This is a genomic window from Arundinibacter roseus, from assembly GCF_004348825.1.
Lineage (GTDB): Bacteria > Bacteroidota > Bacteroidia > Cytophagales > Spirosomataceae > Arundinibacter > Arundinibacter roseus.
Genome location: NZ_SMJU01000012.1, coordinates 86,983 through 102,369, shown reverse-complemented (window position 1 = coordinate 102,369; position 15,387 = coordinate 86,983). Strand labels below are relative to the sequence as shown.

Annotated in this window: 10 protein-coding genes; all 10 read left to right on the top strand. The window is 48.5% G+C overall.

Annotation, left to right across the window (positions count from 1 at the left end):
* The first annotated feature begins 28 nt into the window (after positions 1 to 28).
* The 10 genes from EZE20_RS18285 (at position 29) to EZE20_RS18240 (ending at position 15,247) form a co-directional block, all read left to right on the top strand.
* Positions 29 to 1,504, top strand: a complete 1,476-nt coding sequence (locus EZE20_RS18285) for a RagB/SusD family nutrient uptake outer membrane protein (RefSeq protein ID WP_132120360.1) — start codon at positions 29 to 31, stop codon at positions 1,502 to 1,504.
* Between the two features lie 15 nt (positions 1,505 to 1,519).
* Positions 1,520 to 2,902, top strand: a complete 1,383-nt coding sequence (locus EZE20_RS18280) for an FAD-dependent oxidoreductase (protein ID WP_132120358.1) — start codon at positions 1,520 to 1,522, stop codon at positions 2,900 to 2,902.
* A gap of 18 nt (positions 2,903 to 2,920) precedes the next feature.
* Positions 2,921 to 4,036, top strand: coding sequence for a hypothetical protein (locus EZE20_RS18275; RefSeq protein ID WP_132120356.1), 1,116 nt, complete (start codon positions 2,921 to 2,923; stop codon positions 4,034 to 4,036).
* Positions 4,037 to 4,217: 181 nt separating this feature from the next.
* Positions 4,218 to 4,775 carry an RNA polymerase sigma factor gene (locus tag EZE20_RS18270; RefSeq protein ID WP_132120354.1) on the top strand — a complete coding sequence of 186 codons (558 nt, stop codon included), beginning with the start codon at positions 4,218 to 4,220 and terminating at the stop codon, positions 4,773 to 4,775.
* Positions 4,776 to 4,791: 16 nt separating this feature from the next.
* Positions 4,792 to 5,793 (top strand): FecR family protein, encoded by a 1,002-nt coding sequence (locus EZE20_RS18265; RefSeq protein ID WP_132120351.1) that lies wholly within the window; start codon positions 4,792 to 4,794, stop codon positions 5,791 to 5,793.
* A gap of 159 nt (positions 5,794 to 5,952) precedes the next feature.
* The gene (locus EZE20_RS18260) at positions 5,953 to 9,492 is read left to right on the top strand and encodes a SusC/RagA family TonB-linked outer membrane protein (RefSeq protein WP_132120349.1); all 3,540 of its coding nucleotides are present in this window, start codon (positions 5,953 to 5,955) and stop codon (positions 9,490 to 9,492) included.
* Positions 9,493 to 9,513: 21 nt separating this feature from the next.
* Complete coding sequence (locus EZE20_RS18255; RefSeq protein WP_132120347.1) at positions 9,514 to 11,154, top strand: RagB/SusD family nutrient uptake outer membrane protein; 1,641 nt, start codon at positions 9,514 to 9,516, stop codon at positions 11,152 to 11,154.
* 16 nt (positions 11,155 to 11,170) lie between these two features.
* On the top strand, positions 11,171 to 11,860 hold the full coding sequence (locus EZE20_RS18250) for a hypothetical protein (RefSeq protein ID WP_132120345.1): 690 nt from the start codon (positions 11,171 to 11,173) through the stop codon (positions 11,858 to 11,860).
* Positions 11,861 to 11,872: 12 nt separating this feature from the next.
* Positions 11,873 to 13,036 carry a right-handed parallel beta-helix repeat-containing protein gene (locus EZE20_RS18245; protein ID WP_132120343.1) on the top strand — a complete coding sequence of 388 codons (1,164 nt, stop codon included), beginning with the start codon at positions 11,873 to 11,875 and terminating at the stop codon, positions 13,034 to 13,036.
* Positions 13,037 to 13,048: 12 nt separating this feature from the next.
* Entirely contained in the window at positions 13,049 to 15,247 is a 2,199-nt protein-coding gene (locus tag EZE20_RS18240) for a beta-galactosidase trimerization domain-containing protein (protein ID WP_132120341.1), read from the top strand.
* Positions 15,248 to 15,387: the final 140 nt, after the last annotated feature.

Below are 15,387 nucleotides of genomic sequence, written 5' to 3'. Positions count from 1 at the left end.
AAACAATCAATTTTAATCAGGAAAAGCGATGAGATATTATAAAATAGATTTTGAAAAAATAGGAAAAATCAGCCTGAAAATAGCGGCGGCTTCACTGCTGCTCGGGCTGGCTTCCTGCGAAGAAGCACTGGTTGAGAAACCAAAGTTCATTGTGGTGGAAAATTTCTTTAACACCTCTGACGAGGTCGAAGCAGCTGTGAATGCGATTTATTCGCCCTTGCGCGCCACCAATTACACCGTCTACGAAACCTCCCTTGAATGCCAGGCCGACTATGCCTACGGACGTGGAAGCTGGGCACCACTACATGAGCAACAGGGACTTAACGATGCGAATATCAGCCGGGTGCAGGGTCTTTGGAACAACTTTTACCTGAGCATCCGAAATGCCAATCTCGTGATTAGAAATGCGCCAAACGGTACGTCGATCAGTCAGGAAGATATTGCAAAACATGTTGGTGAAGCTAAATTTATGCGCGCTTTCAATTACTTTCAACTGGTGCGAAACTGGGCGGGCGTTCCGCTTCGGACGGAGGAAAACATGACCGAAAACGATCTCCGTAAAAGCACTCCTGAGGAGGTGTATGCGCTGATTGAAGCTGATCTGAAAGAAGCCGAAATGAACCTGCCTGACCGTGCCGCAAACGTGGGACGACCTACTCGATGGGCGGCCAAAACCATGCTGGCGGAAGTACTTTTGACGCTTGGGCGCTACGAAGAGGCAAAAACCAAAGCCGACGAGGTGATAAAAAGTAACCGTTTTTCGCTGGTTCCGGTGCAGTCCGTTCAGGATTTTCAAACCGATGTTTTTGGGCCGGAGCTCGTTTCAACGACCGAAGAAATCTTTTATCTCAAATATACCCGCCAGGTAAATCAGGGTAATTATATGCTTTGGATTACCAATCATCCGAGCACCAATCTCTTTAATTTTGGCGGGGCCTATGTGGTGTACGGCTTCACGACTGAGCCTTTTTACAAAAACTGGCCCGAAGGAGATTTACGCAAAGATCTTTGGCAAAAGGTTAATATCGGACTAGGTCCTAACACCCTCATAAGCGCCAAATTTGCCGATAATCAGGCAATTAGCCAACAGGGCGCAGGCAACGACGATCCGGTATATGGCTACAACGATGCCCTTTTGCTCTTTGCCGAAGCCGCTACTCGGGCCGCCAATGCCCCAACGGCCGAGGCACTAGAAGCACTCAATCAGGTACATCGCCGGGCGTACGGACAATTGCCCGGTAGTCCCTCGGAGGTAGATTATGAACTGGCCGACTACACCACCGAAACCTTCCTGGATCTAATCATTCAGGAGCGCGCCTATGAGTTTTTGTACCTCGGCAAGCGTTGGCTGGACCTCAAACGGATCAATAAAGTCAAAGAATTTGTTAAAAAGAATAAAGGCGTTGATGTAGCCGATAAGCACTTGCTTTGGCCGATTCCGGTTTCCGAACTTAACTTTAACAGAGCGCTGAATCCCGCCACTGATCAAAATCCAGGCTATTAATTTTATTGAATTCTTATGAAAAAAATACAGAGACGATCGGCGCTTGCTTCTTTGGGAATGTTCTCCTTTGGCATTAGCTCCGCTGATTTTTTGGTAAAAGAAAAAACGATTCGGATTAACGACTCGCATTCCATAAAAAAACAGACGCTCAAAACGGATATTCTGGTGGTTGGCGGCGGCACCGCGGGCGTAGTGGCGGCGATTCAGGCCGGAAGAGCCGGAAAAAAAACTATTTTGCTCGAAAACAATAGTCAGCTGGGCGGCACTACCACTACGGGCGGTGTGGCTTACCCAGGTATCTTTTTTGCCTGGGGGCAGCAGGTTATTTCGGGAATCGGCTGGGAACTTGTGCAGGAAGCCGTGGCCCTCAACGACGACACGCTGCCCAACTTTTCGATTCCTCATGGCAAAAATCACCCACGGCATCAGGTGCGCCTCAACGGCCCGCTGTACTCCCTGATTATCGAAGAAAAGTGCATCGAAGCAGGTGTGCACATTCGATTTTATGAAACACCGACAAAAATTACTTTTAAAAATAATTCCTGGACCGTAGAAACTATTGGAAAAGGGATTTCGACGGAGATAATTTGTAACCAACTAATTGATTGTACCGGAAATGCTTACGTTACTTCCCTCGCAGGTTTTGAACTCAAACGAGGCGAAGAAGTGCAGCCCGGCTCCCTGATGTTTGAGCTCGGCGGCTACGACTTTGACAAGCTGGATCTGAACCTGCTCAGAACCCGCTATCAGGAAGAAATAAAGAAGGGGAATCTGGATAATACCGAGTTTCGGAATAACATTGTCGGACTGCTTAAAAGTCAGGGCGACAACATCAGCCACGTGCTTGGTGCCGACTCTACCACCTCAGAATTGCATACGCTCGCCAATCTGAAAGGGCGGGCATCCCTGCTGCGAACGCTGCGGTTTTTGCGGACATTGCCCGGACTTGAAAAAACAAAACTGCTGGATATGCAGCCTGAAACAGCCGTTCGGGAAACCTACCGCATTGCGGGACACTATGAAGTGACGCACGAAGATTACGTGACAGGAAAACACTTTGACGACGCCGTTTCGTATTCCTACTACCCCATTGATTTACACGATGAAAAGGGAATTATACCCAAACATCTCAACGAGGGCATTGTTCCTACGGTACCGCTACGGGCCTTAGTACCTAAAAATAGCCGCAATCTGATCGTTGCCGGACGCTGCATCAGCAGCGACCGACTGGCCAATTCGGCGCTTCGGGTACAGGCATCGTCGATGGGTATGGGACAGGCAGCGGCGGCGGCGGCGGTGCTGGCGCATACGCACAAAACCACCCCGCTGGAAGTACCGTTTCAGGAGCTTCGGCAGCTGATTGAGGCCCACGGAGGCATTGTGCCGCCACTCGCCTGAGGCAATGAAAGATAAAGTATGAAACTAAAAAATCTGGTTCAGAAAAGTCTGTTTATCTTTTTAGGAATACTGTATTTTTCCGGGAATAATCCTTCCGGGAAAATACAGTATTTTGGTGTGCCTACCCTCGTGGCTCCGGTGGCAGATACCCGTTATTTTATTCTGGATTTTAAAGATGACATTGCCAACGACACGCTATGGCAGCAAATTTCTGCCGAAGGCTATCCCCTGCGCTACACCCGGCCAATCCGTACGGGTGTTTGTTTCGACAACAAGTGCAGACCACTTGATGTAACTATACACTGGAATCCAACAGGAAGGTATTTAGGGTTTGAGTTGCCCGAAAAAGAATTTCTCAGCAAGTACGACCACGAGCCATTCACGGCGGAAGAATACGAACAATTGCATGCTTTATTGACAGACCAATTTTCTCCGCTTGGGAGTTTTCATTACAACGAGATTGTCCCTCAGGCCGACTCTACCTACGACAAAGTGGATGCCGTTTCTGGGGCTACCTCGGCCAACGTACTTGAATATGTAGTGGAAGGTGCGGCTTTTACAACCTATAAACTATGGAACATAACGTACGGCAGTTCGCAACAACACGTACAGCAATTAACAGAAAAAGCGCTCACGCCCGCTTTGGTACAGCTGCTACTCGAAAGTCCCGACATGCAGGATAAACTGTGGGCTCTAAATCATATCAACGGCTTCATAACGCCCGATGCGACTCTTCGCCAAACCCTGCTAACGTACATTTCTGAAAAGGAATTTACGCTAGCCGAGCGTGCAATTAAGTCACTGAATTCCAGGGATTTAACAGACAAAACACTGCAACTGGAATTCACAAAAAAAATCTTTCCGGCATCGTACAGTTTAAAAAAACTACTGCTACAAAAATTACAGGAAGCACCTGCGCTACAACCGGAAGTTGTGCAATTGCTGCGCAAAAACCTTTCTTCGTTTACAGGCGAAAGCCTGACTACTCTGCTTGATCTTTGGGCGCATCATGCCATTTTTGATTCGGAAACACGCACTGCCGTTGAACAACTTAGGCAACATTCCAATCCGTTCATTGCCAAAAAAGCAGAAATTTTTCTCCAAAAAAGTACACGGCCTACAACACAAAAATAGATCATCAGCCATTGTTGGTGTTTTTAACCAACAATTAAGCCGTAGCCGCTGTTTTTTCACCAACGACTTCCCTTCCCAAATCGCATCCAAATAAAATAATTCAACTATTTTTTAAAATTATTTAGGGATAAAGCTCCGTTGTTCTACTATACTGTCAACGAGGTTCTTTATTCGTAGCACAATGATTTTGAAACAACTCGACGACGAACGGCTGGTGGTACTTCTGAGAGAAGGCAAAAGAAATGCCTTCGAAGAAATTTATCGTCGCTACTGGTACAAGTTGTACAGCGTTGCGTACCATCAAACCGGCATTCGCGAAGAAGCCGAAGAGCTGGTTCAGGAAGTATTTCTAAAACTTTGGAGCCGCCGCGCCGACGTACAAATCCGGCATTTGGGCCTGTACCTCACGATCGCCGTCAAAAATCAGGTGTACGACTACATCAAATCGCAAATCAGCTACCGCAAGTACCAGGAATACATCATTTTTCAGGAAATCCATCAACATTACGCAACTGAGGATATCGTGAATTATACGGATTTGACCAACGTCGTAGAGAAAGTCCTGAATCGATTGCCTGAAAAAAGTGCGGAAATTTTTAAACGCAGCCGCTTCGAAAATCAGTCCGTGAAAGAGATTGCTGTGGGTCTTAACCTCAGCGAAAAAGCCGTGGAATACCATATCACAAAATCTTTACGGTTTCTGAAAGAAAACCTCAAAGATTTCCATTCAGACAACTAGTCAGCGCAGAATACTCATGACTCATCAGGAATTCAATCAACTGTTAAAACGCTACCTGGCAGGCGAAACCACCGAGCAGGAAGAAAACTTGCTGCTGGAATGGTACGAAAGTCCGGCCAATCAGCAGGAACTTGATTTGCCCGAACGACAAAAAGAGGCGATCAAAAAACGGATGTGGCAGAAAATCCGGCAAAACCTCCCTGCCCGTACCTTTTTACGCCCGCTGCATTTGGCCTGGCTGTCGGGCGTAGCGGCATGTTTGTTGGTTGGTGCGGGATGGTATTGGGGCTGGGACAAACCGTTATCCACTTTCCCAAAAGCTACTCAGGAAGTTGTGAGTCAATCGGGTATTGAAGTAAAGAACACCTTGCAGACGGAACAGGAAGTGGTACTGCCCGATGGGACAAAAGTTACCCTTTCGCAAAATAGCCAACTGGTTTATAACAAAGCATTTAACCAAACCCGACGGGAAGTGTACCTGACGGGTGAAGCCTTTTTTGATGTCAAAAGAGACGAGAACAAACCCTTCGTGGTACATACCGATGACCTGGTGACCGAAGTTTTGGGTACGAGTTTCCGCATTCGACAAAACCACAATTCCAGGACCACGGAGGTCTCTGTACGCAGCGGAAAAGTATCGGTGTATGCGCTCGAAACGACCACAAATCGGGAGCACAACGGCGTCATCATTACACAGAATCAACGGGCAGTTTATAATGCCACTACGCATACGATTGTGCCGGGCATTGTAGAAGCACCGATTCCGGTCATTGAAGTTCGGGAAATAGCGGGAAATCTGATTTTTCAGGAGGCTTCTCTGCCTCAGGTTTTGGGCGAACTCACCCGGCTGTACGGCATTGAGTTCGTGATTTCAAACCCAAAATCAAACGAATGTCGCCTGACAGCCGACCTCAACGGCCTCACACTTTTTACCCAACTCGACCTGATTTGTAAATCGATTGATGCCACGTACGAAAAACGCGGAACGGTGGTTTTTATCAGTGGCGAAGGGTGCTGAGGCTACCTGATTGTTGAACTTACGCTTATATCCAACACCAAAAAAAGGCCGAAAATGCTGCAAACATTTCCGGCCCATGTAAAACGCCCCCGACAAACGCCAATCTGTGAGAGGGCCTTGTTTCTCAATTATTTCACCAATTAAAAAACAGGTAAATCTATGAAAAAACCAGTACCAATTCCCAAAAATTTGTGGAAGGTTATGAAAATTACGTTTTCACAAGTACTCCTTATTTGCCTGTGTACAGGCCTGGCAATGGCCCACAAAACGAGTGCTCAGGAAGTACTGAACCGGACTATTTCGTTGCAGGGCGACAAGCTCGAACTGCGCGATGTTTTACGCCAAATTGAAAAAGAAGCGAAGGTCAAATTCGTATACAGCACCCGAATCCAATCCAATCAGCGGGTGTCGATTCATGCCAGCAACCGGCGGCTATCGGTGGTTCTTGATGAAGTATTGAAACCTATTGATATAGACTATGAAGTAATTGAAAACCGGATTTTGTTGCGGAAAAGCAAGGAAAGGCAGAGCGTTCCTCAACCTAAGGAAGAGCAGGGCGCGTGGACTAGTCAACCCATTGAACTACCCATTTCGGGGACCATCAAAGACGAAAAAGGTGTAGCAATGGCCGGCGTGAGTATTCTGATCAAAGGTACTACCCGAGGCACCACTACCGATACCAACGGCAACTATTCGCTGGACGTACCGGACGCGCAAACTACCCTGATTATCAGCTACGTGGGCTATATAACTCAGCAACTTGTGGTGGGTACTCGCAGCCAAATCAATCTCACTTTACTTCCTGACGATCGATTCCTGAACGAGGTGCAGGTGGTAGCCTTTGGTGAGCAGCGCAAGCGCGACGTAACGGGCTCAATTTCGTCGCTGAAAGCGGCTGATATTCGTGCCAATACGGCGGCAAGTCCTGATGTAGCGTTGCAGGGACGGGCAGCGGGGGTGCAAATCACGCAGGCCGGTGGTACGCCCGGTGGAGCGGTGCGTATCAATGTGCGCGGAGTGGCTTCCATCAATTCCAATTCTCAGCCGCTGATAGTCATTGATGGCCAACCCGTAAACAGTTCAGCATTTGGTACCGGCGGTGTTGCCATGAATCCTCTTTCAGAAATCAATCCTGACGACATCGAGTCAATGGAAGTCCTGAAAGATGCATCGGCTTCCATTCTGTTTGGGTCAAGAGCTGCGAACGGGGTGATTTTGATTACCACCAAGAAAGGCAAAAAAGGCAAACCAACCTTTGATTTTGGTTACCAGCACGGTATCAACACCGCCACCAATCGGGTGGACCTCATCGACAACGGAGCCGATCATTTCAATATCCTGAAACGGGCGGCCCGAAACAACATTCAGGCCGGTTTGGCGCCTGCTTCCTCAAATTTGGCAAACCTGGTCCCAACGGGTATTTTACGAGGATCATTGCCCGCATCTTTTGATAATCAACTCATTGACTCTACCACGCTTTACAATACAAGTACAAATTGGCTCGATCAGGTGTTGAGGCAGGGCAGTTTTCAGCAGGCAACGCTGAGTGTTGGCGGCGGCACCAAGAATCTGACGATTTACGGAAGCGGATCCTACCGCCGGGAAGAGGGAATTGTTATCGGTCAAGGGCTACGGCGTTTGAGCGGACGAATCAATATGGAATACAACCCTATTAAAATACTTAAACTGGGCGCCAATGTTTCGCTTAATGGCATTACCAATGAAATGGTCCCGTTGGGAAACTCCTATCAGTACGGCCTTTCGTCTGCCCTGCCTGCCTATCCGATACAGCTTCCCGATGGAACGTTTTTTAACGGCATTGCCAACGGAACTAACAATACTACCCGTATTGGCTCTAACCCTGTTTTTTACCGAAACAACTATTCCAACGAGTCCAATACCTTCCGAAACATCAACACGTTTTTTGCGCAGCTTGAACCAGTCAAAGGTTTAACGATTCGTTCTGAATTCGGTACGGATCGTCAGAAAACAAGAAACGATATTTTACTAAATCCGACCCTTTTTCCACAAGGCATTCAGGGTGCCGAGCGGATGGGAGACGGGCGTGCAGAAAATCGCAACGTTCTGAACCGCAATTCCAACTGGAATAATACAATCAACTATACGAGGGAATTAGGCGAGAACCATCGACTCGTTCTTTTGGCCGGAAACAGCCTGCAAAATCGCATTTCTGACAACGAAACCTACATTACTGAACGCGTGCCTTCCAGTGCAATCACCGGCCTGGACACAACCCGCTCGGTAGTATTCAACGATGAAATTTCGTTTCGGTTTGTTTCTTACTTTGGTCGAATCAACTACGCATTTAAAGACAGATACCTGTTTGAAGTGAGCCTTCGCTCCGACGGCTCGTCGCGCTTCGGTCCCGAAAATCGCTGGGCTACTTTTCCCGGCATGTCGGTTGGCTGGGTCATCAGCGATGAGAGTTTTCTGAACACGAGTTCTTTTGTTAACTTCATGAAGCTTCGTGCCAGTTATGGCCGCACAGGAAATGCCGAAATCGGCAATTTTTCCTGGCAAAAGAACTTCACGTTTGTTGGGTACAATGCCGCAATTTACGGCGGCATTCAGGGAGGGCAGTTTACCAACCCCGGCAACTCGGCTCTGACCTGGGAATCTACCACACAATTTGATGCAGGCATTGAATTTACGTTGCTCAACAATCGCATCAGCGGTACGCTCGACTACTACAACAAAGACTCCGATGGCCTGCTGCTGGACTACGCCCTGGGACCGCTGTTTGGCACCATCAACAATTCGATGACCATCAACCTTGGTTCTGTACGCAATCGCGGGGTCGAGTTTAGTCTCACGACCCGAAATATCATCAAGGAAGGCTTCCGCTGGACGACGGATTTTAACATCAGCCACAACAAAAATACCGTTTTAAGCACCTATACCGCACCGTTCCTGAATTATCCCTTTCAGGTAATTGCCGGCCCGAGCATCGCTACGCCCGGCTACTCGCTGGGGAATTATTACATGGCGCAGTTCGCAGGTTTTGACCCAAATACGGGTAATGAACTGTTTTATGAGCGGGATCGGGTTGCTTTCAGTACTACCGGCCAAACCGTAAAAACCGGAGCTTTATGGGACGGGACAATTGCCAATAACGCTGGAAACAACCAATTTATACTCGAAAACCGTACCCCATATCCGGTCCTTTTTGGTGGGTTGACCAATAGTTTTCAATTTGGCAAAATTGACTTCAACTTCCTTTTCTACTACCAATACGGCAATTGGATTTACGATCAGGGCGAACGCATTCAGAGCTACCCTACCACCGGTCAGGTGCTTCGGGCCGAAAGCCCGGGCATTGGCAGTCTGCGCGACGAACTTGCCCGGACCGAGGGTGTTTACCGGATGCAATGGAATTCCAATGCGCGTGGTTTTGAATCCTCCCGTTTTTTGCATGATGGCTCATTCATTCGCCTCAAAAACGTTCAGATCGGCTATAACCTTCCGGCATCGGTAGCAAAAAAACTACGGCTACGGACGGCCCGAATTTCATTGACCGGTCAAAACCTGCTCACTTTCACCAAATTTAACGGGTGGGATCCGGAGGTATTTCGCAACGGCGGTGCCGACGGCTCCACGGCTACGCTCTCGCCGGGCGTTACCAACAACGACCTGCCACAAGTCAGGACGATACTGGCCGGAATTAATTTTGGATTTTAACTACCTGACAATTAAACACTCATGAAAAAGACATATAGCATTTTGGGAATACTTGCCGTGGCAATGGTCGGTTTTTACTGCGATAAATATTTGGATGAAGTTTCTTCCAAAACCCTGATTCAGGCGCAAAATGTACGAACGGTTGAAGAACTGGACATTTTGATGACGGGCGCCTATTCGGGCATTGCCCGGGAAGTAGCCTTTGGGGGAAATGCGCTTGTCATTGGCGAAACATTTGGCGATTTGGTGGCTGTGAATAACGTCAACTACCGTAACAGTCCGGGCCGCTCATCCAGAGTGTACACCTGGTCGCACCGGGAGGAAGACTACGGATATCAGGCAGAATTTTTACAATGGTCAACCTTTGGGTTGAACAACGCCAACAACGTACTGGAAATCCTGCAAAGCAATCAGGTACAAACTCCCGGCGAAACGGATCCCCGCAAAGACATCCGTCTGCAAAGAGGGCGCATCGAAGGCGATGCCCGTTTTGTGCGCGCTTTGTGCATTTTTGAACAAACCCGCCTGATTGGTTTCCCATGGGGCTATACGCCCGATAATTCGCATCCCGGACCCGTCGGAAATTATAAATCGGTGTCAGAATTTGGCGATTTGGCGTACCCGCGCCTGAGCGTCGTGGCGGCCTATGACAGCATTCTGAACGATTTACGCATTGCCGAAAGACTGCTGCCAGAGAATTATGACCCAGCACAACACCTGCCCGCTATGCAGCCACGCGCCAACAAATACGCCGCCCTTGCCCTAATGGCGCGGGTTTACTGGCAGCAGGACAACGTGGATAGCTGTTTGGCGGTTTGCAATCGTCTGCTCGGAACGGGAAGCACCAATCGTTTTCCATTGGTCCCCGGAAACCAAATGCTGGCTCAACTTTTCCAACGTACCGGCATCATGCCCGGCACCAATTCTGCCAACCGCGACGAAGTAATTTTTGAGCTGGTCAACGTCGTAGGACGAAACTCCCGCACCACCAACGGAGCGCCGCTGCGTACGCATTATACCCTTCAAAGTGTGTATACGCCGGCACAATTGGCCAATGTCAACAACCTGACATCCGGCCCTAATTTACGTATGAGCCAACGTTTCAAAGCTCTGGCTGACTTTGACCGTCAGCTTGATTTGCGGTACCAAACACTCCTGGATACAACGCAGGCCACGAACGCAGCTACGGCCTGGGACAGCCCCAACCGGCTCTGGTTTTCCAGGAAATGGGGTTCGTTGGGTACTTCCAATTTAGGGCCAGTTCAGGGAGTCAATTCCAACGTGGTGCTCTTCCGCTCCGCTGAATTTTTACTGATGCGGGCCGAAATGAACCAGCGAAAAGGCAATACTTCCCTGGCGTTGGCAGACCTAAATGCTGTGCGAACACGGGCAGGTTTGCCAGCCTTAGTCAGCGCTCCGACCAACCTATTGGAAGAAATTCAAATGGAATTTATCCGCGAAATGTTCAGCGAAGGCAATCGTATTCATAACATCAAAAGATTGAAACAACCCCTGAATCCCGGCGACCGCCCTGCCTCTCCCGGAGGAGTAGACTGCGCCCTGGGAAATTGTAGCGAAGTGCCCTGGAATAGCCGCTTACTGGTGTTTTTGGTCCCGCAAACCATGATTGACCGCAATCCACTTTTAGTCCAAAACGATTAAAAAAAGAATCAAAACCATGAAAATATCTCAATACCTGGCAGCTATTTGCTCCGCCATACTACTTGTTTCTACGTTTTGGGCGTGTGAAAATCCTCCATTCCCTACGGTATCCAACGACCAGGCTCTTCGTGACCAAATCCGGGGAGTTTGGGTTCCGGTTTCGCTTACAATGAAGTATCAGGTAGGGCCAGCCCCGCGTTCCCGCGACACGTTGGTTACCGTTACGCCGACCACTGCGCCTTTGTTGGTTACAGGCCGTGCCAATCCTATTCGACCCTTTACCGATACCCTGTATTTTGCCGCTCAGACAGCAAGCGCCGATACATTTTGGTTAGCCAATCGCGGCATTCGTCAGCAAGGGAAATTTTCGCTGGCAAAAGTTACCGATGAAAGCGGGGAGGCAACCTTACTTCGTATTGGTCGCCCAACCTACACAAACGGACAAATCAGTCGCTGGAACTACGATTTTGTTTTTCACGGAACCGTAGCGCCCAACGCCTCGGGTGCGCCCGTCTATACCTCATCCACGTACACAAATTATTCCCCGACAATTACCTCAATTACAGACCGGCAAATAACCATCACGTTCAGTGCGCAGGGAAATATTACGGTTCCGGTAGTACCTATTACCCCTGCAAATCAAGGACTTGTTACGTCTTGGGGCGGAAGATTGATTGTATTTACGGCAACTTATGCCAAACAATAAATAGTCATGGCTATGAAGTACTTTTTATGGTGCTTGCTCCTACCCTTTCTTGCCTACTCCCAACACCAAATCGGTGATGCCGGACAAATCTTTGACGAAACCCGCTTTGACCCGCGCTTTCCAGACATGAAAGAGTGGGCCAAAGCGGGCGTGCAGGGAGGAATTCCGTTGAGAAATACCTTAAAAATTCAAAAGACCCTTACGCCTCAGGACAATTTACAGGAGGCGATTGATGAAGTAGCGGACCTGGGCGGCGGGGTTATTTTTCTCAAAAAAGGCGAGTACATTATTTCAAAACCAATTACGCTGAAATCAAACGTAGTCCTGCGCGGTGAAAACAAGGACCAAACGGTGCTGAAAGTGGTGATGAAGAAGATGTTTTTCAAATACTCTCCCGACCAAAAACATCTCGTAGCCTTCGAAATAAACAATGCTGAATGGGTAGGCCTGGAAGACCTTACCTTTCGTTACGCCGCCGTCGATTTTGAACCTTACGACAAATCCGATTTTAATGCTGCCTGGGACCGCCGGGTGTTTCACGAGCACGAAACCCGCGACACGACGCTTTTTGTACACTTGGTCATTTTTAGAAACTGCCGCAATTCGTGGGTGGACAACTGCAACTTTCTGTGGGCCGGCACGCATCCGCTGGGTTTGGGGAATTGTGAACACATGACCTGTCGAAATAACTTCATGGACCGGGCCTACGTAAAAAACGATTCCTTTCACGGGGGATATTATGGGTGTTGGGGGTCAAAATATTGCCTGTTTTACAACGAAAAAGTCCGGCGAATTCGCCATTTTGCCATCATGAGTCCGGGCGCGGCTTATAATGTGGTCTATCAATGTGATTTTGAAGTAGATGTCAACTTTCATGACCAGGACAACGGTCATAATCTGGTGGAACAATGCCGCATCGCTACGCCCGTTTGGCACAGTTGGGACGCTATCGGCATTGGAGCCGTAAATAAACACCGCCCGCCCGGTCCTGAAAATTTGTTGTTTAACAATACCGTTATTTCCAAAGGCGTGTCCGGCTACAACCGAAAAATGGGTGCAGCCCAACCCAACGCGGTGTATCAGGTCACGACGGAATTTGGCAAACCCAACGTTTTTCTCCGCCCCGATGCGCCGCCGAAAGGAGGCACATTTTACGCTGTCAAAGCTCAACCCTAAGTTTTTTTATTCATGAAATTCACCGTACTCCCTTTTCTTATTTTTCTGATTTTCAGACCACTCAGCCCAATCCACGCCCAAAACGACCCATACCTGCATCAGCAGTACGACGCCCTGCACGACTCACCCATGCAGCAAAAATTTCGGAAACTGGCCCCCATGCCGGCGGGAGTCGTGTATGTGCAGCAACCCAATGAAGGCGAGAAAGAAATGCGGGTGCATTTCCAAAACATGAAAAAGCTGGGCTTCAACGCCCTGAAACAAATCATGCCCTTACCGACCTGGACCATTGGGCAAATTTCTTTGATTGCCCTGGAAGAAGGCATTATGCCGTGGTGGTACGGCGAAGGCGGCTACGAAGAAATAACCCCTGCCCTATTAGAGCAATTGGGCATCGCTAAAACGCTGTCAATGAGTGAACTATTGGAGCATCCTAAGATGATCAATTACCAAAAAGAAGTTGCCAAAAAACGAATTCAAAATACCGAAAAATACATCCAAAACAGTCCGGACAAAAAATTTATGCGGGTCACGAGCGTGGCCTACGACCCCGAAATCGGCGGACGGGGGCTGGAACTCAGTACCAAAGGCGAAGCATTGTTTTTGGAATGGCTCAAAAAGCGTTACCACACCGTAGAAAATTTGAACCAAGCCTGGAATCAGTACCACGCCGGGCTTTTCCTGAACGAACAGCGGGTATTCAATGACTGGGAGGATGTAGCCAAGAATTGGCGTAATCTTACGAGCCGCGAGTACAATCACGTCAAAGACATTTATCGATTCAAGGTAGAGCACAATTTGGGCCGCATTCGCGAATCTGCGGCGCAGTTCAATCGTTTTGATGCCAATGCGCCCTATCGTGGCGGCGGTGAATTGGCCGTTTTTCACCCTTTTGCGTGGTACGGAGTGGATATGGAAGTCATCGCCGACGTTCTGTCCAACTATGGCTCTTTTTATCCTTCCATGCACTTTTCGTGGCATTACAATCTGGTCAAAGGTGAAATCACCAAGTCGCTCTATCAGCAGGCGTCGTTGATGAACGACTTCAATAAAGGCGGCTGGACGGGCGGTTGGGAAAGTACGGGCGGGCCGATGCAGATGGATGGCGAAAAAAATCCGGGACATACCAATTCTTACTACGTCGGCCCCGATGAATTGATGCAGCTCTACCTCAGTCAGTTAGCCGCCGGCTTCAAAGGGTTCGGCATTTGGTGCTGGAACGCCCGAAGCGCCGGAAAAGAAGGCGGCGAGTACAGTCTGCTTGACCGAAACGGCCAAATTACCGACCGTGCCGTTGCCATCGGGCAATTGGGAAAAGCCATGCAAAAATACCGTTTTGAACTCTGGAACGCTCACAAAGAGCCGCTCGTGGGTATTCTGTACGACTGGGAAAATGAGGCAACCTGGGGCGCTATGAGTATTCCGGGGCGGGATGATTTTCGATTTCAGCCCGTCAAAGCCCGAATCGGCATCAGCAATGTACTGATGTCCAACAATGTACCTTTTGAATACCTCACGCCCAACGATCTATCCAAAGGTCTAGCCGGGCGCTACAAAGTGCTGTATTTACCGGCTATGCTCACGATGCGAAAAGAACTATTACCCGTTTTGAAAAAATACGTGCAGGAAGGCGGGCGACTGGTCATGGATTTACCTTCGGGCTGGTACGACGAAAATACCGTCAACCTTCCGACCGGTAAAGGCTCGGACTTTGAACAGCTTTTTGGGGCGACCATTGATGATTTTCAGTTTTCGGGTACCAATCGGCAACTCACTATTGCGGGGAAAGAAGTGCAGGGCTTTACCATCAACTCAACGGCTACTGAGGCCCGTGTGGTTGAAAAATATAATAACGGCAAACCCGCCGTGTTGGAACATTCTCTCGGCAAAGGCAAGGCCATTTTGCTGGGTTTTCAGGCATCACTCAATGCGTTTGAAACTTCTGCAAAGACTTCTTCCTCCCTTTTACAATACACGCTCGGGACTTATTCCTCCACCTATTCCTGTCCCAACGCCCTCGTGTATCGTTTGGCCGCTCCCGAAGCAGACCATTATTTTTTGTTGAACGAAGCTACCGCAAAAACCGTCGCGCTTACCTTTAAAAATCTGACATACAAACGTATTACGGATGCCGTCACGGGGGAAGTGGTCAATAGTAACCAACTCAAATTGGCAACCAAAGGCGGATTATGGTTACGGGCGGAAAAGTGAATTTCTCCAATTTCCTTTTTTTGTAATTTCCACAAATCGTATGTTTCTACCATAGCTATCTGGCTATGAGAAAAATAGCTGAAATCATATATCTGTATATATATGCAGTTATATCTTTACTCTTCGCTCCTTTTCTAGTT

What these genes read in the sequence shown, in the direction of transcription:
- EZE20_RS18240 (WP_132120341.1), top strand. Translation starts at nt 13,049, where the DNA reads ATGAAATTCACCGTACTCCCTTTTCTTATTTTTCTGATTTTCAGACCA.
- EZE20_RS18245 (WP_132120343.1), top strand. Translation starts at nt 11,873, where the DNA reads ATGAAGTACTTTTTATGGTGCTTGCTCCTACCCTTTCTTGCCTACTCC.
- EZE20_RS18265 (WP_132120351.1), top strand. Translation starts at nt 4,792, where the DNA reads ATGACTCATCAGGAATTCAATCAACTGTTAAAACGCTACCTGGCAGGC.
- EZE20_RS18250 (WP_132120345.1), top strand. Translation starts at nt 11,171, where the DNA reads ATGAAAATATCTCAATACCTGGCAGCTATTTGCTCCGCCATACTACTT.
- EZE20_RS18255 (WP_132120347.1), top strand. Translation starts at nt 9,514, where the DNA reads ATGAAAAAGACATATAGCATTTTGGGAATACTTGCCGTGGCAATGGTC.
- EZE20_RS18260 (WP_132120349.1), top strand. Translation starts at nt 5,953, where the DNA reads ATGAAAAAACCAGTACCAATTCCCAAAAATTTGTGGAAGGTTATGAAA.
- EZE20_RS18285 (WP_132120360.1), top strand. Translation starts at nt 29, where the DNA reads ATGAGATATTATAAAATAGATTTTGAAAAAATAGGAAAAATCAGCCTG.
- EZE20_RS18280 (WP_132120358.1), top strand. Translation starts at nt 1,520, where the DNA reads ATGAAAAAAATACAGAGACGATCGGCGCTTGCTTCTTTGGGAATGTTC.
- EZE20_RS18275 (WP_132120356.1), top strand. Translation starts at nt 2,921, where the DNA reads ATGAAACTAAAAAATCTGGTTCAGAAAAGTCTGTTTATCTTTTTAGGA.
- EZE20_RS18270 (WP_132120354.1), top strand. Translation starts at nt 4,218, where the DNA reads ATGATTTTGAAACAACTCGACGACGAACGGCTGGTGGTACTTCTGAGA.